We start from the raw sequence: 22535 nt of genomic DNA on the forward strand, positions 1-22535 counted from the left end.
CATGACTCGGCATATAAACTGACCGAAAGTGCTCTAAAGCAGCTAATAAAGCGAAAGATTTGCATCGCCCGTGCCGCTGCGGCTCGTGCAACCTCACGTTAACGCGATAGTATCCGCAGACGCGACTGAGGTGGTGCCTGAAAATATCAAACAAGATTTTCCGGATTGAGTAACTGCAGCAGCCTGTCCATGGGTATGTCGGTCATTTCGGCCGCCACATCCAGTATGGGACGTTTCTGCGCATAGGCCTGTTTGGCGATTTGGGCGGCGGCGCTATAGCCTATTTCAGTGTTCAGGGCGGTCACCAGAATCGGGTTATTGGCGAGGCTGGCCTCAATGTTCTCGGTGTTGATCACAAAATCGGCGATGCAGTTCTCGGCCAATGCTCTGCAGCTATTGGTCAGTAGGGTAATACTTTGTAGCAGGTTGTGCGCAATAACCGGCAGCATCACATTGAGCTGAAAGTTTCCCGACTGCCCCCCCACGGTGATTGTCGTGTCATTGCCGATGACTTGCGCCGCCGCCATGGCCACGGCTTCAGGTATCACCGGATTCACCTTTCCCGGCATGATGCTGCTGCCCGGTTGCAGTGCCTTGAGGCGCAGGTCAGCCAGACCGGTGAGCGGCCCGCTGTTCATCCAGCGCAGATCATTGGCTATCTTCAGAAGGGCAGTGGCCAGTGATTTCAATTGTCCTGAAAGCGCCACCGCAACATCCTGGCTGGCGATGGCGGCAAAGTAGTTGTCTGCGGGTTGAAAGAGATGTTCGCTATCTTTACTTAACTGTTTGTTCAGGTGCGAGCAGAACAGGCCGGCGAATTGAGGATCGGCATTGACTCCGGTGCCTACCGCAGTGCCGCCCTGTGCCAGGTGTTGCAACTGCGAGCGAGTGTTGTTGATCCGTTGTGCTGCGAGTGACAGCTGCGCACGCCAACCCGATAATTCCTGCGCTACACTAATGGGCATGGCATCCATCAGGTGGGTTCTGCCGGTTTTGATCAGGCCCGCGGCGCTCTCTTCTCGTTTGGCGATGGCGCGCGTTAAATCTGAGAGGGCAGGCAGTAATGATTTTTCCAGCGCCAGCTCGGCACTCACATGAATAGTAGTGGGAATGACATCGTTGCTGCTCTGACTGCAGTTCACATGATCATTGGGATTGACCGCCATTCCCAGTTGCTGTGCCGCAAGTGTCGCGATGACCTCGTTGGCATTCATGTTCGTGCTGGTCCCCGAGCCGGTCTGAAAAACATCCACCGGAAAGTGCTGGTGATGCTTACCCTGCGACACAGAGAGTGCGGCAGCGATTATGCCGTCTGCCAGCGCAGAGTCCAGCAGGCCCAAATCGGCATTGGCACCTGCCGCCGCGGCTTTGATCACCCCGAGACTCGCTATAAACTGCCCTGGCATGGGGATGCCGCTGATGTGAAAATTATCGACAGCCCGCTGTGTTTGCGCGCCGTAGAGTGCGTCAACCGGCACGCTGACGTCGCCCAGGCTGTCTTTCTGTATGCGAAAATCAGTCATGATCTATCGTCCGATCAGGCCTCCTCAGCGATACGGTTGAGTACGTAGGTGAGTACGCCGCCAGCGCGATAGTATTCAACGTCGACCTGCGTATCCAGCCGCGATTGCAGTTGCACATCACGCTGCGTGCCATCGGGGTAATGAACCACCGCCGGTAAAATTTGCTTCGGTTGCAGCTTCCCGTCAATGCCCAGAATGTCGAAGGTTTCATCACCGGTAAGCTGCAGTGTTTTACGCGTATCACCGGGCATAAATTGCAGAGGTAATACACCCATGCCGACCAGGTTGGAACGGTGGATGCGTTCAAAGCTCTCTACGATAACGGCTTTGACACCGAGTAATAGCGTTCCCTTGGCGGCCCAGTCGCGGCTGGAGCCCGTGCCGTATTCCTTGCCGCCGACGACAACTGTGCTGACTCCCCTGGACACATAATCCATCGCGGCATCGTAGATGAACTGAGCCTGTGATTCGCCCTTCAATCGCGTGTAGCCGCCTTCGAGGTCCGGGGTCATTTCATTTCGAATACGAATATTTCCGAAGGTGCCGCGCATCATCACTTCATGGTTGCCGCGGCGTGAGCCGTAGGAATTAAAGTCTCCTTCCGCGATACCGTGATCGCGCAGGTATTGGGCGGCGGGGCTATCCAGCGGTATGGCTCCGGCGGGCGAGATATGGTCTGTGGTGACGGAGTCGCCCAGCATAGCCAGCATGGGAGCCCCCAGAATATTCGCCTCGTTACCCCGGTATTGCTCCTCGAAAAAGGGCGGCAGCTGAATATAGGTAGAGGCGTCGGAGAAGGTATAGGTTGCTCCGCCACTGATGTCGATCTCTCGCCAGCTTTCATCGCCGTCAAATACAGCGGCGTATTCTTTTTCAAACATGCCGCTATCAACACGCTGTACGATCTCTGCTATCTCGGCATTGCTCGGCCAGATATCGTGCAGGTATACCGGCTCTCCATTGTTGTCTGTGCCCAATGGGTCTTGGCTGAGGTCAATGCGGGTGGTCCCCGCCAGAGCATAGGCAACGACCAGAGGAGGGGAGGCCAGCCAATTGGCCTGCACCAGGGGGTGAATGCGCCCTTCAAAATTGCGATTGCCCGACAAAACGCCGCAGACAACAAGGTCGTTATCGGCGATGTTCGCGGCCACGGCTTCTGGCAGCGGGCCCGAGTTGCCGATACACGTGGTGCAACCATAGCCCACCAGATTAAAACCCTGCTCATCAAGCGATTGCTGCAGGCCGGCTTTGGTCAGGTAATCTGTGACCACTTTTGAGCCCGGGGCCAGTGACGATTTCACCCAGGGTTTGCGCTTCAGTCCGCGTGCCAATGCCTTTTGTGCCACCAGGCCGGCGCCTATCATGACAGCGGGGTTTGATGTATTGGTGCATGAGGTAATGGCTGCAATGGCGACATCGCCGTGATGCATGGGCTGATCGCTGTGTTCCAGTGGGAACGGGGTGTCCAGTTGGGCCGATTTACCGTTCAGTTCAATGAACTGGTCAGTCGCTTCGCGCAGTTGAGTCACGGCGACACGATCTTGCGGACGCTTGGGCCCTGCCACGCTCGCCTCTACCGTAGACATATCTAACTGCAAGGTGGCGGAAAACTCTGGTTGACCATAATGCTCGTCGCGCCACATGCCCTGTGCCCGGCAATAGGCCTCTACCCGCGCAATGGTATGCGCATCGCGACCACTGAGCTTCAGGTAGGCAATGGTTTGCGCGTCCACCGGAAAGAAGCCGCAGGTGGCGCCATATTCCGGTGCCATATTGGCGATAGTGGCGCGATCGGCCAGAGGCAGTTGATCCAGTCCATCGCCAAAGAACTCGACAAACTTACCGACTACGCCGTGTGACCTGAGCATTTGTACCACCTGCAATACCAGGTCGGTGGCGGTCATCCCCTCACGCATTTGGCCGGTGAGTTCAAAGCCCACCACGTCAGGAATCAACATGGAAATGGGCTGCCCCAGCATCGCCGCTTCCGCCTCAATGCCGCCAACGCCCCAGCCCAACACGCCGAGGCCGTTGATCATGGTGGTGTGGCTATCGGTGCCTACCAAGGTATCGGGGCTTGCGATCAAGCCATCGTCGGTGCTTTTTTGGCCGACTACCTGGGCGAGGTACTCAAGGTTGACCTGGTGGCAGATGCCGGTGCCCGGCGGTACAACACGAAAATCGTCGAAGGCACCCTGGCCCCATTTCAAAAACTGGTAGCGCTCGAAATTGCGTTGCATTTCCATCGCCACGTTCTGCTCAAAAGCACTCTCCGTGCCGAAATTATCGATGCTGACAGAGTGGTCTATCACCAGGTCTACCGGTGATAAGGGGTTGATCTTTTCGGGGTCTACACCGCGCTTCACCAGCGCATCGCGCATTGCGGCCAGGTCGACGACGGCCGGAACGCCGGTAAAATCCTGCATCAGCACACGGCTGGGGTGATAGGCAATTTCCTGGTCACTGCCATGCCCGCGACTGGCCGCAAGCACTTCGATGTCTTCCCGTGAGCAACTGACACCGTCTTCGTGTCGCAGCAGATTCTCAAGCAGTATTTTAGTACACACCGGAAGGCGCGCCGCGCTGCTATGAGACGCCAAGTCGCCACCATTAATGGCGAAGTACTGATAGGTTTTGTCGTCCACAGTCAGTGTGGCGCGGGTGTTGAAGGAGTTCTTTGATGAGGGCACCGGTCTGTTCCTGGAGTGAATAAAGGGAGGTAAAGTATAGAGGATAATGATTGAAAGTGTACTGGCAGGCCGCTATGCGATAGCGGTAAGCTAAGCGTGTTATGTTGCTTGAAGCGGCGGGTGGATACCTGCAGGCGACGCCAGCGCCCACCCGCTACCATCATTTATACCGTCTGACGCTGTTATCGATTGCATTGCAGTTGTCGCAATAGCGAGCGCCTGCTTGCCGCGAGAGGCATGAGCGTTAGTCGGGCATCAATCCGCCTGCGGTGTTTAAAACTTAGGCCTAGTTCTCCCCACCGCTTGACACGCAAACACCCACATTACAGCGGCACCTTCTACATCGACGAAGTCTGGACGCGCCCACGTTATTCTGAATATGATGGGCGCTCAAGCGAATGAGCAGGCGACCCTCAAACCATGATAACCATTCACCATTCCCCGATGTCACGCTCCACCCGCGTTGTCTGGTTCTGTGAAGAAATAGGCCTCAAGTACCGGCTTGAAACCGTGGAGATGTTCAGCGACGCAATGCAACGGCCCGAATACCTGGCAATCAACCCGCTGGGCAAAGTGCCTGCAATCGAAGACGGCGATTTTGTGCTGTGGGAGACCAGCGCGATATTGCAGTATCTCGATGCGAAGTATGGTGGAGGCCAACTGATGCCGCCGCGTAATACCCAGGCCGGAGCACTGGCGATTCAATGGCTGGATTATGGTGAGAATCCGCTCACGGTGATTATGGGCGAGATTGCCGCGCACAGCGGTCCAATGCCGGAAGAGCGGCGAGTGCCGGCATTAGTCGATCGCGGGCGTGAGGTTGCCCAGCAGATTGTGAATGTGGTCGAGCAGGCGCTGGGCAATAGTGAATGGATACTGGGCGATAATTTTAGTGCGGCCGATATCATGCTCGTTTTTGGGCTGATGATTGCCGACTATCTGGGCTATGTGAATGAGGAAACGCCGTGCGTGCGGGCCTATGTGGATCGTGCGACGGCCAGGCCAGCTTTTCAGCGGGCGGCGGGTAGCTGACGTAACCCATCGGACATTTTCGTAAGAGGCGTAGAGAGTAAGCCCTGTGTTTCAGGAATTTGTGAAAGTATCGGAAAATACAGTAATTGAATTGATGGCGGCGGCCGCAACTGAAGATTCCGTTAAATAATTGATTTATATAGATTAAATAATTAAATAATAGTGATATGGCCGCGGGTTTCGTCAGCGCAAAAATTCAATTGTAGCTTATGTCAGGCTTGTTCTTTGCGTGGCTAACCTTTTACTTCGGCATGCAAAATATAGCGGCTCACTTTAAACTTTGCGAGTACTCTAGTTGCACTCGGTCGATCTGGCGTCCGAATGCAAGAAAAATCAAATGACCGCTGCGAGGCGAAAGCGGTCACTTTAACGACCTCACTAAAAACTCATGTTGGAGGGTATGGAGCGTGCCATGAGCAAGACTTACCACCTACAGCAGTTTACGACGGCCACACAGACACGCAACCGTACAATGCGAGCCCTAAACCTGGTGGGCAAGCTAGCTCCGGCCTATATGCGGCCAGACGCCAATAATTTGTGGCGCGCGGCGCAGAAAAATAGCTCATTGGCGGGAGACATCGCCCCTGAGCCCAGCAAGGAAGCCGCGTCCGCGCTGGATCACCTGGTTGATTCCATTGGTAACAGTACCAGCCTGAATTTCGTTGGTCGCATCTCTGCTTTTGATGACTCAAAGCGCATGGCCAGAAATCATTTGCGCATTCAGGCGCTAATCCAGTCTCAGCCGTCTATTCTGGAGACGGTGATACCGGAGCCAATTTTTATTATTGGTATGCCAAGAACAGGCACCACCTGGTTGCACACATTACTTGCGCAGGACCCGCGCCACCGAACGATTCCCTACTGGGAAAGCTATGAACCGATACCTCCGTCGACAGGTCTGGATAACAGGATTGAGCGCCTCGTCAAAATGCTCAAACAATTGGACCAGATAGCGCCGAATTACCAGGCAATCCACCCCATGACTGCAGAGTCAGCCGAGGAATGTGTTGCCCTGTTCATGAATGAATTTCGGACCATACAGTTTGATATTCAGTATCGTGTGCCAGAGTATGTTTTGTGGTTGAAATCGCAGGACGCAACTGTCGCCTACCGGGGTTATCTACGGCAGCTGAAGATTATCCAGCACTTCAGGTCTTCGGGGGAGCGCTTCATCCTCAAAGATCCCGCACATGCCTTTAACCTTAGAGCAATTGTTGAGATTTTTCCAAACGCAAAATTTATTTTTACGCACCGCGATCCGGCGCAATCTTTATCATCCATTTGCAGCCTGTATGCCAACACGCGTTCATTGTTCAGTGATGCAGTTGATGCCCAATCGGTCGGCAAGGAAATTATCAACGGGTATTGGCCTGAAGGTCTGGAGGATGCCATGCGGGTTCGGCAGAGTTTGCCCAAAAACTGCTATACGGATGTGCGACAAACGGATTTAAGAACAAACCCTCTGCATGCGGTACGCCGAATCTACGAGGACTTGAATATAGGTTTTGATGAAACCGCACAAAGCGCTATCAATGTATTCCTAAATGCATCAGCACATTCGCCCCACCACCGGCATGAGCATAGCCCGGAGGGTTTTGGACTAACGGCCGGTGTGATGCGAGAGAGATTGCAGGGGTATGTTGAAGATTTTGACCTGTGAGCACCCTGCTTATTTTTTTGGTAAAAAATCTTTTTATCGGTTTTTAATTACCCGCCCAGTATGTAATGGGGTGGCGTGCACTGACGGTGAGCGGCAGATCGACGAGTCACTGCTGTCGTCAAGAAATCATTAAAATAGATACAAGACCCAAATCCCAACGCGTGATTCATCATAATCACCCAGCGCTGCGCTGGAATCTCCCGCTTCATAACCCAGTGAATAGACGACTGAAAATTGACGCGTCAGTGTTTGATTAACCTCCAGGCCAACATTAAAAATACGATAGTCATCCCGGGCATTGTTATTTTTGAATCTGAAATCCCGGTAGCCAAGCAGTACCCCTGTACTCACCAAACGAGTTATCTGGTAAGTGAGAGACGTTCCGAAGGCATACTCATCGGAATCATTATCTAGCTCTTCATAATCTTCTGACTCTAAAAAAATCCCAGCACTGAATAGGCAAGCCCGACATACAGCTGAGCCAATATACTCGACCTCTAGATTGGTTCGCTCAAAGACATCGACTTCCAGAGCGCTGTTGTAAAAATCCCCTATGTCGACAAAGTCTCCGATTCCTCCTCCCCGTGACGTATCTGTCAATTCATGCACTGCAGCCAGTCGCCAGCTAGAGGAACCGCCCGAGTAAGTTGCTTCACCCTGAAAGTAACCCCCACTAGCATCACCCGATTTGCGTTGTGATGTATTGTAGCCAATATCAATGTTGTAGCTGAGTTTCGACAGCGATGTACTGTAACCGATGGTCGCTCGGTAGTATTGATTGTCCCCAAGGCCGGCATCAAACTTAACGTCTTGATAGTCTACGTTGAGGGAGGCGACATCAACTTCAGATAAACTGCGTTGCCAACTAATATTGGCTCCGATACTGTTTGAATTTTGCTGGTCGCTATCGTCGTAGGTTGTTTCGGAATACGACAAGCCGGTATACAGTGCATCGGACTCCGAGGGCCGCAGTATGAAGTCAGGGCCGATCGTCGTAATGGCGCGGACTTCGCGATTAGACTGAGTATTCGCCAAGGCTCGATCCCTGACAAGATTTCGACGGTTGTTTTCCAGTGTCCAATATAATCGCTCATCCATTTGTTCATAGACTATGGAGGCGTCACCAGTGAGTTCGGTCTGATTGCTTTGAGTATTCTTATCATAGGCGGTGAATCTGGCGATGTAGTCTATTTCAGCGATTATTGAGGTACTTTCATAAGCCAAACCCAACGCTGCAATGGCCTGCTGCTCGAACTCAGAGCGCTCTTCTGTGGGCGTTTTCAGCGAATTGGTGGAGTACTCTAAACCAGCGCCGAGCTCGATCGTCGTCTCCAGTGGCGACGCCTGCAGAGACTGCAGCGATAGTGCCAGTAGCGGTAATGTCAGCGGCGTGAAGCCGAGCGCTTTTTGACGTTTTCGAGTCATTATAGCCAGCGGTCTCCGACATGAACTTCGCCGATGGTCAATTTAACCTCTTCTATTTATAAACAAAGCTGGCCGCTTCGCGCTCTGACGGCGCTCTTCGTGCGGTGGAAATTATTTGACCTGAATGCATTTGGCTTATGCTCGGCGATTAGTAACGCGCGCTTGTAGGATGCAATTGGCTGCTCAATAAACTCATCGGCATTTAGAGCGTCGTCGGGTCGCCGCTCCGCGTTGCCCGATCTAAACGCGCCAACTACCACATTGAAAACTGCAAATAACGGACCCTGGCCAGTGCTTGCGCAACTGATGCAAGAATAGTTGCACTTTTCAATCTGAATTCCACTCATTTCCGCTCGTCCTCGCAACACCGGCTCGATAAATCAGCATTGAGCATAGTCTCTATTTTATCACGTTCAGTTCAATGTTCCGCCATCACTGCAAAGCCCAAATAAGCGATAACAAAGCCGCCAACCATCCAAGAGCGGCACGCGATAATCTCACCCCCTGTAGCCTTGAGCGACTCAGATCTAAATGTTGTTGACATGCACCTGTAACGCCCTCGCCGCTAAAAAGTTGCCTAGAATGAGCGCTCGGGAACGGTGACGATATCAGAGGGAATCAACATATAATTTGATTCCAGCTTGCCCGCTTGCAAAATATCGTCCAGATAAACAGGATACACTTTCACCTGGCCCTCAGATTTTCGATAGAGCTTTGAATCATTGGATACTGCAAACTCGTTGGGGCCACCAGCGAGTAACACCAAATCTAACACTGTCATGCCTTTACGATAGGGGACCGACTGCGGGCTATTGACCGCACCTGTCACTCGTATGCGCTGCTGGAAGTCAGAGCTTTTAGGGTTGGTTACGATCACAGAAACCTGAGGGTTTTTAATGTATGTAGATAACTTGTCGGTGATAGAGTCACCGAGGGCCTCGGTGCTGAACCCTGCGGCCATTACATCGCCGATCAGTGACATCGATATTTTGCCGTCGGGCCTCACAGGGACGGCGAGGCTCAGCCTATCATCGCCCCATACCTCTACACGTATCTCGTCGCCTACGCCAATCTTGTATTCTTGCGAACTATATCCCTGAATATCAACTGGCATATCCGACATATCTGACAGAGTGCCCGATGAACTACCGCAAGCAGTCAAAACCAGGGCCATTGATGCAGCGACCAGTAGATCAAGATGCTTGCGGCGGTCTCGTAAATTACGCGAGAAAAAAATCGGTGAAATATTCATCACTACCTGACTCCTTTACCAAGCAGTATAACTTTAACGGTCTGCAAGGTGGGTAAAATATACAGCCATAAACTGTGGTTGAACCTTTTTTAGGTGTTTGTTTTGTGTTGACTGTGCCAGAGACATTCATGCCGAGTAATATACTATAAGACTTTTAGATCAAAAAAATGCCTGAAAAAAACAGCGCTCGTTTCAAGCCTGAGAAAACCAAGACTGATCAGGCGCTAGATTAGTGTCTGCACGCGCCGCATCAATGCCCCGTGTTTTCCTGCCAGCTTCAGGACCTCACGCCAGAACGCATTAACAACAATAAACCGGGCAGCTACAGTGCAGTTGGCAAGCCTGCCTCGCGTATCGACAGGTCAATTTATTGTCGCCGCTGTGTTGCTCAATTGCGGCCCTCTCGATTCGTCACCAGTAAAAGTGCTGTTGACGGAATTCTTTACACCTCCCCATTGCTTGAAATGTGGATTGGAAAAAAATACCTATTTATCATGCATTTAAGGAGAATGGCACGAATATTGCCAACACAAGCTTTGACGAGGTTTTGGCGCTACTCGCTAAACTGAACGTGTGTAAAGGAACCAAGGAATGCCGGATCAACTACCAACATCAGAGACTTTTCTGTCGCAGCAGGGCTCTCAGTTTACCAACGTTTTACCCAATGCTGTGAGCCGGCTTACCGTTCCCGGCGCCAGATTTGCTATATTTTTTACGGTCGTGGCCTGGCTGGCCTATGTGGTGGAACAATGTATCCGGTTAAGTGGGCTAGATCTCAATGCAGCTACGGTTGTCGAAGCACTCGCTTATGTGACAACCGTTACGCTACTCACGATGTCATGCCTGGCATTTATGATTACTCGGCTAGGACATTATGAGCGCATTAAAGTGCACCAGCGTGTCCAGCGGAATGAAATTGATGACAGCCTGGAGACCGACGCTCCGAGCATCACGGTGCTGGTCCCGTCTTATCGTGAAGAAGAAAGAACGATTCGACAAACCGTTTTGTCTGCAGCTTTACAAGAATATCCGGATCTCAAAGTTGTACTGCTTGTAGATGATCCACCCTATCCAACAGACCCAGAGGACCAGGCCATATTAGAAGCGTCCAGGGCAGTCGCTGAGCAAATCTCCTGCGAGTTGAGAAAGCCGTTCACTGAGTTCAAAAGCGCGCTCTCTGCATTTGATCTAAAAACGTCAGGTGACCTTGAAGCACGCATGTGTCCCGAAATGTTGCTGAACTTGAGCAAGCATTACGATTCTGCCGTGAGCTGGTTTGAATTAGAGCGTCAAAATATGCCGATAAATGATCATGTTGATCGCTTTTTTGCGATAGACGTTCTAGAGCGTATTGCGACCGATTTACGGGTGACGGCAAGCGCTCTAAGGTCGGCAGCTGTCGAGCCTGATGCACTGCTGACAGTGTCGCGAGTGCGTCAGCTGCATTTGCGCCTGGTCAACATTTTCCAGGCCGATATTTCCTACTTCGAGCGTAAGCGTTTCGCATCTTTGTCCCATGAACCGAACAAGGCGATGAACCTGAACAGTTATATTGGTTTAATGGGCGGGAGGTATTCCAGAATCCCCTCGGCTCGTGGGCCTGTACTGAAACCTACTTCGGGACACGCTGCCGATTTGGCGATACCCGATTCCGATTACCTTTTGACATTGGATGCCGACAGTATTTTATTGCCAGAGTACTGTTTACGATTGGTATATCACATGGAGCAAGCGTGTAACAAGCGGGTAGCGGTTGCGCAAACGCCCTATATAAGTTTTCCGGGGCCGTCCGCGGCGATTGAGCGCATCGCCGGTGCCACGACTGATATCCAACATATCGTGCACCAAGGTATGCAGCGCCATGAGGCTGCATTCTGGGTCGGTGCTAACGCGGTTATTCGTAAATCAGCGCTGATGGAGCTCGAGGAGCGTGAAGATGAGAACGGCTTCGAAATCAGGCGATACATCAGTGACCGAACGGTAATTGAAGATACCGAATCGAGTGTCGGTTTAAGGCGACTGGGCTGGAAAATATACAACTACCCCGAGCGTCTGAGTTATAGCGCCACGCCACCTGACTTCGGTACGCTGGTTGTGCAGCGGCAACGCTGGGCCAATGGCGGACTGATTATCTTGCCGAAATTATTGAGCGTTTTCTGGAAGAGGGACCGTAACCAGCAGCGGCGGCAAACAGACAGAAAACAGCCGCAGCCGGGTAAAGAAAAGAACCCGCAGCTCCGGCCAGAAGAGAAAAATCTGCAGCGCAGGCAAGAAGATAAAAACAAGCACAAGATTCGCGTGCTGGAGCTATTTCTGCGTGTCTCCTATCTAACCTCCATCGCTTGGACAAGCCTCTGCCTATGTATTTTATTTTTCTACCCGTTTGCAGACGGCTTGTTGAGCAGCACGGCTATTTTAATTGCGTTGCCGTATTTTATCGCCATGACGCTTGATCTGGGTTGGTTAGGTTATCGCAAACGGGACATTCTTGCGATCTACGGCTTTAATCTGCTTTTGCTACCAGTCAATATCGTAGGGACTATTGAGTCGATTGTTCAAATTATCGGTGGTCACAAGCTCGCGTTCGCACGGACCCCGAAAGTCGCTGATAGAACGCCGGCCCCAATCTCTCTACTGTGGGTTGTTGCCACTTTCTTTGTGTGGTCTGTATGGACCCTGCGTAATGATGTTATTGATCAGGATTATCTCCATATGATTTTTACTGTGGCGAATCTGGCCATGCTTTCCTTGGGCTGTGTTTGGTTTATCGGGATGACCAACTTCTTTTTCGATATTTTTCACAATCTGAAAAATTTTGTTTACGTCCCCTTGCGTGCCGCAGTGCCGGTTGCAGAAGAGGATCTTCCGGACTGGGCATCGGTTTTGTATGTCGGCAGTTCGCTTCCTACGAGCCACGTCGCGACCGAGAAGGTCGCGACAAGCTCGTCGCCTGAGGATGCTGCGGAAAGTGCGTCCTCGCCTTTAATTCGTCGGGCATAAGGGAGGTCGTTATGGAAAATAAGGCTATAAAATCGAACCGTTTGTCGATTGCCCGCCTCTTGTTTGCAACCCTTTTGGTTGGAGGGTTTGGAGGTTTCGCAGTCATGACCGTATGGCGAGCGGCTGTCGATATGTATGTTTATGCGCAGGGCACAGGTCCAACCTGGGTTGCGCCTTATGTCGATATCACGTCTAAACCCGAGGTGTATTTCGAAAGCGAAGAGGACTCGCTACTCAATAATGTAGTGATCGGTTCGATCGTCGCGAGCAGGCTTGATCCCAGGGAGCCAACATGGGGGTCCTATTATGATTTGGATGCGGCGGCACGTGCACTGGACCTGGATCGCAGATTGGTGCGGTTTCGAGAGGAAGGGGGGGTCGCGATACTATCATTTGGAGGAGATGCTACAAGCGAGATGGCATCGGTGAATAGCAGCGTGGAAGATTTGGCAGCGGCTTATCAAGCGGTGATTAGTCGTTATGAATCAGAGATACTGGACTTCGACTTAAGCAGCGCTGTGCTTACAGACTCAGTCGCCACAACACGGCGAGTTGCCGCTCTTCAGCGGGTTCAGCAAGACAATCCAAATATCCAAGTTTGGTTGTCGCTGCCCGCCGCGATGGAGGGCCTAACTGCGGGCGGGATCACGATGATCGAAAGTGCATTACTCGCCGGGGTCGAGCTGGCGGGCGTTAACGTCAGGACTATGGACTATGGATTGTCAGGAAAAAGAGCCAGAGAGTTTTCCTTGTGGGATCAGACGCGGCTTTCCTTGATGGCGACGAAGGAGCAGCTCGCGGCGATTTTTTTGGCCTCAGGTCAGCCCAAAGACGATCTTGAGCTATGGGGAATGATAGGTGTGACCCCGATGATCGGAAAAAATCCAACGGCAAGAGAGGCGTTCACGCTGAAGACTGCCAATGCGTTGGTTGATTTCCTGCGCGAGCACCAAGTCGGGCGGGTATCCTTCTTAACGCTTAATCGAGACCGACCTTGTGGTGCTGGAGATGGTATTAAAAACGCGTCTGGCACCTGCAGCGGCATCGACCAAATCAAGTATCAGTTTACCAAGTTGTTCATCGATCGTTTTCCGGCCTCTCTTGCCAACACAGCTGCCGGTGGTCAAAAAAACGTTTCGTCCCCATTGGATCTCGCAATGAATCGCGCGGAGTTTTACCCTTACCCGCTTTGGCACCAGCAGACTGCCTATGACGAAACTGAAAAAGTAGTTTGGCAGGGACGCGTTTATAAAGCGAAATGGCAGACCCGAGGCAAGCAACCCGATGCGCCGGTTCTCAACACCTGGGATAGCCCGTGGCTTTATCTGGGGCCGGTTCTGGAAAGCGATCGAAAGGCTGTCCAATTGGCAAACGCGAACGCCAGCGACAGGATTAAGTGGACGCCTGAACGGGTGTTTTTAGCTGACGATGAAGCGGTACACGACGATATGATGTTTCGCGCTCGGTGGTGGACACAAGGAGAGCCTCCAGTCTACAACTCTGAGCGTTCTTACGATCACCCTTGGGAATTTTTGGGGGCCGTGAATTGCGAGGGCGGCAGCTGCAATCAGAGCGGAAGAGCCGCGTCCCTTCTGGTTAACTATGGCGGCCTGAGCGGGGTTACTCTGGAAATCCGTGAAGATGATGATGGCGTCTCAGGTGCCGGGACTCTTGTTCAATCGCATGCTGTACAAAGCGGTCAGAAGACCTATAAGTTATGGAAGGGATCCTACGACCTTGTCTTCAAGGTTGGCTCGAGTGAGCTGATTCTCGACAGCGTCGACTGTGAGAGTAGCTCATGCACTGCCGGCAACATCACCTCGACCTTAGCGGTAGATTACGAAGGATTGACCGACATCGCGATGGCGCTTCATCAACCAGACGCCGTTCCGCGGACGACCGGGCAAATCATCGATGTCCGAACGGCTCAGAGTGGCCAAAAAACCTATAAGGTCCTGCGCGGTCATTATGATCTGGTATTCGAGATGGGGCCATCCAGGTTCATTGTTGACTCGGTGGATTGTACTAATAACAATTGCAGTCCTGGTGATATTGCTGCGACGCTGTCCGTCGATTTTCAAAATCTTGAGGATATATCGATGGAGATACGGGTTGCAGATGGGCGCGCTGGCAGTTCAGGGCCATTGGTTCAGCTGCTCACGGCGCAAAGCGGCCACAAGACGTATCACGTGTTCTTGACCCAGTACGATCTCATCTTTAAACAAGGCGCGTCAGAGTTAATCAAAGATGCTGTTGACTGCCGTTCTGATCATTGTGATGCGGGTAGAATTGCGGCGGACCTGACGGTTGATCTGGGTGAGGCAGCTGCTTCGGTGGAGATTCGCATCGACGATGGTCAGCAGGGAAGCACCGGTGGTGTAGTTGTAATTCATCCCAGTCAAAGTGGTGCGCAGCGATATTCGGTGCTCAGAGGTATCTATGATGTCTCCATGAAGGATCAAGACTGGACACTGGTCGAAGATGCCATCGACTGTTCTGACCAAGCGTGTAAATTGGGCAGAAACTCGCGGCTACCTGACGTGCAAATGGTAAAACTTGAAAAAGAACTGGCAGCGCTGGGGGAACAGTATATGCCCAGCCACCCTGATTATATTGCGTTGCTGACGCGTATTGAGCAGCTGCAGGCGAATAGGTGACTCACTGGGCCATTAACGTTTTGGCGAAGATAAAACCGTTGGCCCGGTCAAAGTTAACATTCCAAGTGAACACCCCGCCAATAGGCTGCGATAGGGCAACTCGCGGGGCAATGTGCTCGCAGTGAGTGCTGCGGTTAAGGCAGCTAACTGCTTCGATAATGGCGTTTAAGTCGCCACTGGGTAAACCGTCTGATCTTCTTCCATTACTCGCGGGGTACCCAAGAACGACCTGCTGCGGTTTGAGTAGCGCCTGCGTATTATTGATAAAGAAAAACGGTGCTCCTTGAGCCCACAGCTCGAGTAGGTTGAGGGCCATGGCGACGGAGGCATTGGCCTGGTTGTCGGCAGTGATCGGTTGTAGTTCACCATCAGGACCATACATACCGCCGGAATTATAGATCTGTACGCCAACCCATGAAAGGTGATCGCGGGTGTTGGCGATGAGCGCTGAATAGTTCAAGGTCGGCCCCTGTATTAGCCGGTTGGCAGCGATATTCTGAGTCTGTGGCGCCAGCGATATAATGATGGTGGGGTGTCGAGCGACCAACTGATGAACAACTTCTGTCATCGCGCAGACGCTGCCGCTTTGAGTCGTTAAGCCGGTTGTTGCGCTAAAGAATTTCTCACAGGTTTCTACACTGCCCGCTGTGATCAGATCCGTGCTTGCCGGCGCTGACAAACCCGTTTCAATGTCGATATCAATGCCGTCAAAGTTAAAACGCTCGATCAAGCGAGAGATAGAATCAGTATAGGCGCGCGCAGTGTTGGCAAAAGAGGCCTGGCTTTTTTGAACGATGTTGAAGCTGCGTTCAAAGTCAACTGTACCGAAACTCGATGAGGCACCCCCCAAAGACAGTAAAACCTTAATGCCTTGCTGCTGTAACTGCATTACATACGTTTTAAGGTCGATTTTTTGCGAACCATCGCCGGAGGTGATCTGAACATCACCGTGCCTATCAGGTGACAGTACAATACACGCTTTGTTGATGGCGCAATTTGCGTCAACGCTGAACACGCCAAATGCGATTAGGATATGGGTATAGTTTGCATCGGACAGCTCGCGAGGGGACACTACAGAGTGTATGTGGCTACCCGAATTATTCCAGTTTAAGGGTAGATAGCCAATCATGCGTTGAATTTTTGGGAGACCGGTAGGCGGCTCATTCGTTTTGGCAGATGCAATTGCCGAAGGTTTCCGTGGCGAATAATGTGAAGCCTCCGTTGCTGAAGAGGCTATCTGCACATCCTTTTTCACCGAATAAACCGCTGCGGATTCTGAGACGTAGGCGATACGCGGAACGCCGTAATTGAGTGCGATAGCCTGTTTGGGCTGCAATGTTGAGCGAACGTATGGGCCCGACTCGAAAACCAGCGCTACTCGGTGGACGTCAGTTTCTGACGACCACTTGATCTTGGGATAGGAGGTATTGACCGTGTCGGTGTACCAGATGTTTTCAATTGGTTGGTCGTCTCTAAAGTCGATCAGTACGTTGTTTAGATCAATGTTGTCATGACACGCATTGGTCAAAGTCAGCGTAACGATTTGCCAATATTCACTGCCTTGTTGTGAAAATTCTGACGTCATGCAATCAATCTGTTCGGGGGCCTCGCCATTAGTGAAGTTTGCTCGAATTCCAGCGCCATAAGTCAGCAACAGAAGCAAAAGAAAAAAGCGGATATGCCGGGTCACTATGGATGTCCTTGCGATTTTAGGTAGGCCATAACGCGATCGAATGTGGTCGAGCATGGTCCCGAGTCTTGAAACAAAAACGACTTTGATCTGTCCAATCCCGGTAACCTCGACAGTATAATCGATTGTGCAGAACGAGTGGGTATTAATGCTTCCTCTACTCGGACGAATCTTGCCGTAAGTAGGTTCTGACATCTTAACTGGCCAAATTCAATAGAGTCGACGGATGAATACATACAAACGCCACCGATTCCCGCCAGATATCATTTCCTACACCGTTTGGCTCTACTGCCGATTCAATCTCAGCCACCGAGATATTGAAGATCTGTCAGCCGAGCGCGGGATCACTGTTGCTCGCGAATCAATTCGCTTGTGGTGCACCAAGTCCGGCGCACTTTACGCCAGAAGGCGGAAGCGAAAGCACCGAGGCTACGGCGACACGTTTTGCATCGCCGAAGTCTTTGTAAAGATCAATGGCAAGCAGCACTATCTGTGGCGAGCCCTAGACCAGGACGGTGAAGTGGGGAATTTCTATCTTCAGGCCAAGCGGAATGGTGTTGCTGCGAGACGTTTCTTCAGTCGTCTACTCAGGCCTCATGCCGGTGAACACAGGAAGATCGTAACGGATAAACTACGCAGTTATGGCGTTGCACCGCGAGAGTTGATACCGGAGACGATTCACAGTACTCAGCGTTACGAGAATAACCGGGCCGAGCAATATCATGCGGCGACTAGGGTGAGGGAGCGGGGAATGCACTGCTTCAAAAAAGCCTAATCGGAAATTACCGAAAACCTTCTGCGTATGGAACAGCCCACGGCACAAAAATACATCACGTATTGTCTCTTTACGGTCCTTGGCAGTCTCATTCTCCAGTAATTCAACGCATCACAGGGCTGGGTAGTCACTCAGCGGTAAGTGAACTACGTCTGGCGACGCAGCTGAATCAGCTCTGCCATAACTGCAACGGCGATCTCTACCGGTGTTTTACTACCGATGGACAAGCCCACGGGGGCATGCAGCTTGGCAATATCGCTTTCGGCGAGCTCCAGCATACGCAGTCGCATTAACCGTTTTTCGGTTGTTTTTTGCGAGCCCAGTGCTCCGACGTACCAGGCCTCCTGCTCGAGCGCCTCCATCAACGCCATGTCGTCAATACGTGGATCGTGACTCAGTGTAATAATCGCAGTGTGTGCATCAATACCAAGCTCGCGAATAACATCATCCGGCATACCGCCACGCAGTGTGACATCAGGCCCCTCCCAGAGTTGCAGCATCTGCGCTCGTGGATCCGTCACAATAACCTCAAAATCCAATGCCTGAGCAAGCTCGGCAATGGCCACAGCCAGCTGGCCTGCACCTATCAATACAATACGCTGTCGTGCGCCAAAGAAGTGTCGCAGGGTAGAGCCGTCGAAGGTCGTCTCCAGCACGGCCTCGACAGGCATGACGTGCGTCTCATTGCTCCCAACGTCAAACTGGCGCAGCACACTGCGCCGCGCCTTCAGTGCGTCGATCACGTCGGCTGCCCACTGCAGGCTACTATCGTCAAATGGCTCAACCAGCACTGATATTCTGCCACCACACGGGAGGCCGAGGCGTTCATTCTGGTCCGGGTCCAGCCCGTATTCCACAACCTGCGCGCAAGACGCCGCAATATCGCCGTGCCCTATTTTTTCCAGCAGATCTTCCTCAACGCAGCCGCCGGACACAGATCCGATCTGTTCGCCGGACTCAATACAGGCCATTAACGAGCCCACCGGCCGCGGTGATGAGCCCAGCGTACTGACAACCGTGCATAACCAGGGGTGCGCGCCCGATTGGCGCCAGGCACAAGCGTTTTGCAATACGGCCAGTGTGATATTTTTCACGGAATCATCACCGGGTCAGCTCGCGCTTCCACTCGATACTTTGACGACTTCCATGTCTGCTGGCGTATCGATATCCATAAAAATAGTGTCTGTGCTGACACTGACCTCCAGCACCAGATCAGAGTATTTCTGCAGCAGCCGCTTACCGCCCGTATCGCCGTTCAACTGCATCAGCTCCTGAAAGAGAACTGCGGGCCAAATAACCGGATGGCCTCGCCTGCCGCCGCGAGTTGGGACAATAATGGCCGGCGAGTCCTGTGTTGCCCAAGCCCGTAGTAGTACGTCTATCGTTGCGGATGCGATCAGTGGCATGTCTGCCAACAATATTGCCACAGCGTCAAAGCCGCGCGCCGCATTCACACCGGCAACTAAAGAAGACGACATCCCCTGCGAGTAGTGCGTATTGCTTATTGGCTCGAACGTGAGGCCTTCGAGGGCCTCTGCGACACTGCCAGCATCGTGACCCAATACGACAAAGGTCGTGTGGACAGCGCTCGCTATCGCATTCTCCACGCTGCAGCGCACCAAAGGGCTACCGTTATGGTCCAGAAGCAATTTATTGTCTACGCCCATGCGGCGAGAACACCCTGCAGCCAGCACAATCGCAGCGACGCAAAGTGGACTGTCATTGCTGACATTCTGGTGAGCTTGATCCGAATTCAGGGCATTCATCTCGATACGCGCAGAGCGGCGCTAAACACTGCTGGGGCCAAGCTCAAACTTTCCGATCGGTAATTCACGAATGCGTACACCACGTGCCGCGTAAATGGCATTGGTCAGTGCAGGTGCTATACCAGGCGTGCTCGGCTCACCCGCGCCACCCCAGTGTTCCATGCTATTGATGATATGGGTTTCGATAACAGGGGCGCTGTCCATACGCAATGCACTATAGTCATGGAAATTCGACTGGGCAACCGCGCCATTCTCGATAGAGATCTCGCCATACAAGGCTGCCGTCAAACCGTATACTACCCCCGACTCCATCTGTGCCGTCAGCCCGTCCGGCGATACCGCAAACCCCGGATCAACCGCGACAACCACTCGGTCCACACTGAGGTCACCCTCGATAATGGTCACCTCGACTACCTGGGCAACGAGTGTGCCAAACGATTCTTGTAGAGAGATGCCACGCCCACGACCCTCGCTCATGGGTGTGTCCCAATCGCCCTCCTCAGCCGCTTTGTCCAGTACCGCGAGGTGTCGAGGCCTGTGTGCCAGTAGTTCGCGACGGTACTGATAAGGGTCGACACCGGCTTCGTAGGCAAGCTCGTCTATAAATGACTCGGTGAAGAACCCATGTTGCGAGTGGTCTACACTGCGCCACGCGCCGAAAGGCACATGCGTTGGGCTATCGGTGTGATGCACATACTGGTTGGGCACATCATAGGGAATATGGGGCGCTTCCACCGGCTCATGTTTGTCGACGAACTGGTTTTCCCAGGCCAATGGTTTCCCCGCATCATTCAGAACCGCACGAAATTCAGACCGCACAGCCGGCCGATAGAAATCGTGCTTCACATCCTCCTCCCGTGACCAGATCAGTTTAACTGGCTTGCCCACCAATCGCGCCAGCTTCGCGGCCTGAATGGCGGTGTCTGGCATGGAGCGACGGCCAAAGCCGCCACCCATCTGATGCTGATGCAGGGTTACCTGCTCGACATCGAGATTCAGCGCTGCGGCAATCGCATGGCGTGTTCCCAGCGGATTTTGCGTGCCAGTCCAAACCTCGCAGCCATTCACACCGACCCGCGCCAGGGCATTCATCGGCTCCATACAGGTGTGCGCCAACCAAGGCACCTGGTAACTGCGGCTGATGACTTTCTCGGCATTAGCAATGACATTGCTGACATTGCCTTCTTCAAGATCGGCCGTGCTGGTACCGGCATCCCGGTCACGCTGCATATCGGCGGTAAATTGTTGGAAGAAACCCGCCGATGAACGGCTGTCGTTGTCAGTTTTGGTCCAAGTGATCTCAACCTGGTCCATGGCCTGACGGGCATGCCAGTAGCTGTCCGCGACGACGGCCACGGCATCATCAATCTTTACCACATCCAACACGCCAGGCATCTTCTTGGCGCGGCTGGCATCAAAGGAGGCGACACTGGCACCAAAGACAGGCGCAGCTTGCGCGGCAGCATAAAACATACCCTCTACGGTGGCGTCGATACCAAACTGCGCGGTGCCATCCACCTTGGCGGGTATATCCAGGCGCGGCTTGCTATGACCCATGATGCGAAATTCCTGCGGGTTTTTCAGCGTGGGCGAAGCGTTAGAAGACAGGCGGCCGGCCGCCGGCGCAAATTCTGCAAAGGGTGCGCTGCGCTCGCCAGCAATCTCTACAATGCGCCCATCACGCGCCGTCAATGATGCGGGATCAACCTGCCAGGTATCAGCAGCAGCTTGAATCAACAACTCGCGCGCAGCGGCGCCCGCCACACGCATACCGTAAACACCGGTGGACCGGACACTCAGGCTGCCGCCTGTAATCTGCATTTTCATCGCCTTGGTCGTTTGAAACATCAACCCGTTAATAGATGCTTCAAGCACGGCGGGAACCTCCATGCCGCCCAGAGCAAACCCTTTGGCCAGCGCCCAGTTGGCGTAAGCGTCTTCCGCCGGGGCTTCAAGAAATGAGACATCCTCCCAGCGCGCATCGAGCTCATCGGCCAGCATCTGCGCCAATGCGGTTTGGGCGCCTTGCCCCATTTCACTGTGCGGTATGATTGCCACCACCTGGTTATCTGCGCCAATTTTCAGCCAGGCATTAACCAGCTGTTCGCCATCACCAGCCACCAACGGTGCCAGCTGTGCATTGCGATTGCCGAGCCGCAAGCCCACACCTACCACCAAAGCACCGCCCCCCAGCAGACCGGTGGTTATAAAAGCACGTCGTGTCCACTTACCCACGTTGCACCCCCGTTGGCAACTCACCCTGTTCGCCATGGTCAGGCTCCCAAAGAGCCAAGCCGCCATCGGCAGCCGAGCGAATTGCTTTGTGAATGCGGCTATACATGCCACACCGACAGATATTACCCGCCATGCCACTGCGAATATCCTCGTCGGTGGGCTGAGGCTCAGTTGCCAACAAAGCCGTAGCCGACATAATCTGACCGGACTGGCAATAACCACACTGTGGCACCTGGTAATCAATCCAGGCTTGCTGCACCGGGTGCAATTGATCGCCCTGTGACAATCCTTCAATCGTCGTAACGTGGCGGCCCGCTGCACTGGCCACCGGCGTGACACAAGCACGCACCGCCACACCGTCCAAATGAATAGTGCAGGCACCACACTGGGCGATGCCGCAGCCAAATTTCGTGCCGGTCAGCGACAGGTTCTCCCGCAATGCCCACAGCAGCGGCATTTGCGGGTCGACATCCAGTGCAACAGGCTGGTTATTAACAGTAAACTCAATCAAGGAATCATCTCCAAGCGCCCTACGTCATGGCCGCCGATATTATCACAAGCGATTAACTGTCACCGCTAGCGCAGCAGGCACTCAGTGCATCGGTACTGCCGATTTCAGTTGCCCAGATTGAGACAATCAGGCGATGAACGCATACAGATGACATAAATTCCCTACAGCTATCATTTTCTATGCAGTCTGGCTTTACTATGTATTCACCCGCAGCCACCGAGATATCGAGGATCTGCGCGCTGACGAGGAATTACCGTCTCCAGGGAAGCGATCCGCTCCTAGTGCACCAAGTTTGGGGCCATCTACATTCGCCGATTGA

13 protein-coding genes and 1 pseudogene are annotated in these 22535 nt (G+C 52.9%); 5 read left to right on the forward strand and 9 right to left on the reverse strand.

The window, feature by feature from the left end:
* Positions 1–146 precede the first annotated feature (146 nt).
* Together EYC82_RS17100 and acnA are read right to left on the reverse strand one after the other, a co-directional pair.
* Complete coding sequence (locus EYC82_RS17100; protein ID WP_279250845.1) at positions 147–1523, reverse strand: class II fumarate hydratase; 1377 nt, start codon at positions 1521–1523, stop codon at positions 147–149.
* A gap of 14 nt (positions 1524–1537) precedes the next feature.
* On the reverse strand, positions 1538–4213 hold the full coding sequence (gene acnA / locus EYC82_RS17105; protein WP_279250846.1) for an aconitate hydratase AcnA: 2676 nt from the start codon (positions 4211–4213) through the stop codon (positions 1538–1540).
* A gap of 420 nt (positions 4214–4633) precedes the next feature.
* On the opposite strand from acnA, the gene EYC82_RS17110 reads away from it, so the two are divergent.
* Entirely contained in the window at positions 4634–5245 is a 612-nt protein-coding gene (locus tag EYC82_RS17110; protein WP_279250847.1) for a glutathione S-transferase family protein, read from the forward strand.
* A gap of 412 nt (positions 5246–5657) precedes the next feature.
* On the forward strand, positions 5658–6905 hold the full coding sequence (locus tag EYC82_RS17115) for a sulfotransferase family protein (protein WP_279250848.1): 1248 nt from the start codon (positions 5658–5660) through the stop codon (positions 6903–6905).
* A gap of 129 nt (positions 6906–7034) precedes the next feature.
* Here the strand turns inward: EYC82_RS17115 and EYC82_RS17120 are convergent, their stop codons facing one another.
* Both EYC82_RS17120 and EYC82_RS17125 read right to left on the reverse strand, forming a co-directional pair.
* Positions 7035–8330 (reverse strand): hypothetical protein, encoded by a 1296-nt coding sequence (locus EYC82_RS17120; RefSeq protein WP_279250849.1) that lies wholly within the window; start codon positions 8328–8330, stop codon positions 7035–7037.
* Positions 8331–8907: 577 nt separating this feature from the next.
* The gene (locus tag EYC82_RS17125; protein WP_279250850.1) at positions 8908–9582 is read right to left on the reverse strand and encodes an XrtA/PEP-CTERM system exopolysaccharide export protein; all 675 of its coding nucleotides are present in this window, start codon (positions 9580–9582) and stop codon (positions 8908–8910) included.
* 720 nt (positions 9583–10302) lie between these two features.
* Here EYC82_RS17125 and EYC82_RS17130 point away from each other — a divergent pair.
* Both EYC82_RS17130 and EYC82_RS17135 read left to right on the forward strand, forming a co-directional pair.
* Positions 10303–12582, forward strand: coding sequence for a glycosyltransferase family 2 protein (locus EYC82_RS17130; protein WP_279250851.1), 2280 nt, complete (start codon positions 10303–10305; stop codon positions 12580–12582).
* A gap of 11 nt (positions 12583–12593) precedes the next feature.
* Complete coding sequence (locus EYC82_RS17135; RefSeq protein ID WP_279250852.1) at positions 12594–15239, forward strand: hypothetical protein; 2646 nt, start codon at positions 12594–12596, stop codon at positions 15237–15239.
* A 1-nt stretch (position 15240) separates the two neighbouring features.
* On the opposite strand, the gene EYC82_RS17140 is transcribed toward EYC82_RS17135, so the two are convergent.
* Positions 15241–17124, reverse strand: a complete 1884-nt coding sequence (locus EYC82_RS17140) for a glycosyl hydrolase family 18 protein (RefSeq protein WP_279250853.1) — start codon at positions 17122–17124, stop codon at positions 15241–15243.
* Positions 17125–17155: 31 nt separating this feature from the next.
* Here EYC82_RS17140 and EYC82_RS17145 point away from each other — a divergent pair.
* Positions 17156–17695, forward strand: a pseudogene (locus tag EYC82_RS17145) (IS6 family transposase); the annotation flags it as partial.
* 155 nt (positions 17696–17850) lie between these two features.
* Here EYC82_RS17145 and EYC82_RS17150 read toward each other — a convergent pair.
* From EYC82_RS17150 to EYC82_RS17165, 4 genes are read right to left on the reverse strand one after another with little or no spacing between them, the layout of a single operon-like run.
* Positions 17851–18798 carry an XdhC family protein gene (locus EYC82_RS17150; RefSeq protein ID WP_279250855.1) on the reverse strand — a complete coding sequence of 316 codons (948 nt, stop codon included), beginning with the start codon at positions 18796–18798 and terminating at the stop codon, positions 17851–17853.
* A gap of 15 nt (positions 18799–18813) precedes the next feature.
* A complete protein-coding gene (locus EYC82_RS17155; RefSeq protein WP_279250856.1) occupies positions 18814–19470 on the reverse strand; it encodes a nucleotidyltransferase family protein in 657 nt (218 codons plus the stop codon).
* A gap of 21 nt (positions 19471–19491) precedes the next feature.
* Positions 19492–21705, reverse strand: coding sequence for a xanthine dehydrogenase family protein molybdopterin-binding subunit (locus tag EYC82_RS17160; RefSeq protein ID WP_279250857.1), 2214 nt, complete (start codon positions 21703–21705; stop codon positions 19492–19494).
* Positions 21698–22216, reverse strand: a complete 519-nt coding sequence (locus EYC82_RS17165) for a (2Fe-2S)-binding protein (RefSeq protein ID WP_279250858.1) — start codon at positions 22214–22216, stop codon at positions 21698–21700. Before EYC82_RS17165 ends, EYC82_RS17160 begins: the two co-directional genes overlap by 8 nt.
* Positions 22217–22535: the final 319 nt, after the last annotated feature.

The sequence above is a fragment of the Candidatus Marimicrobium litorale genome (assembly GCF_026262645.1).
Taxonomy (GTDB): domain Bacteria; phylum Pseudomonadota; class Gammaproteobacteria; order Pseudomonadales; family Halieaceae; genus Marimicrobium; species Marimicrobium litorale.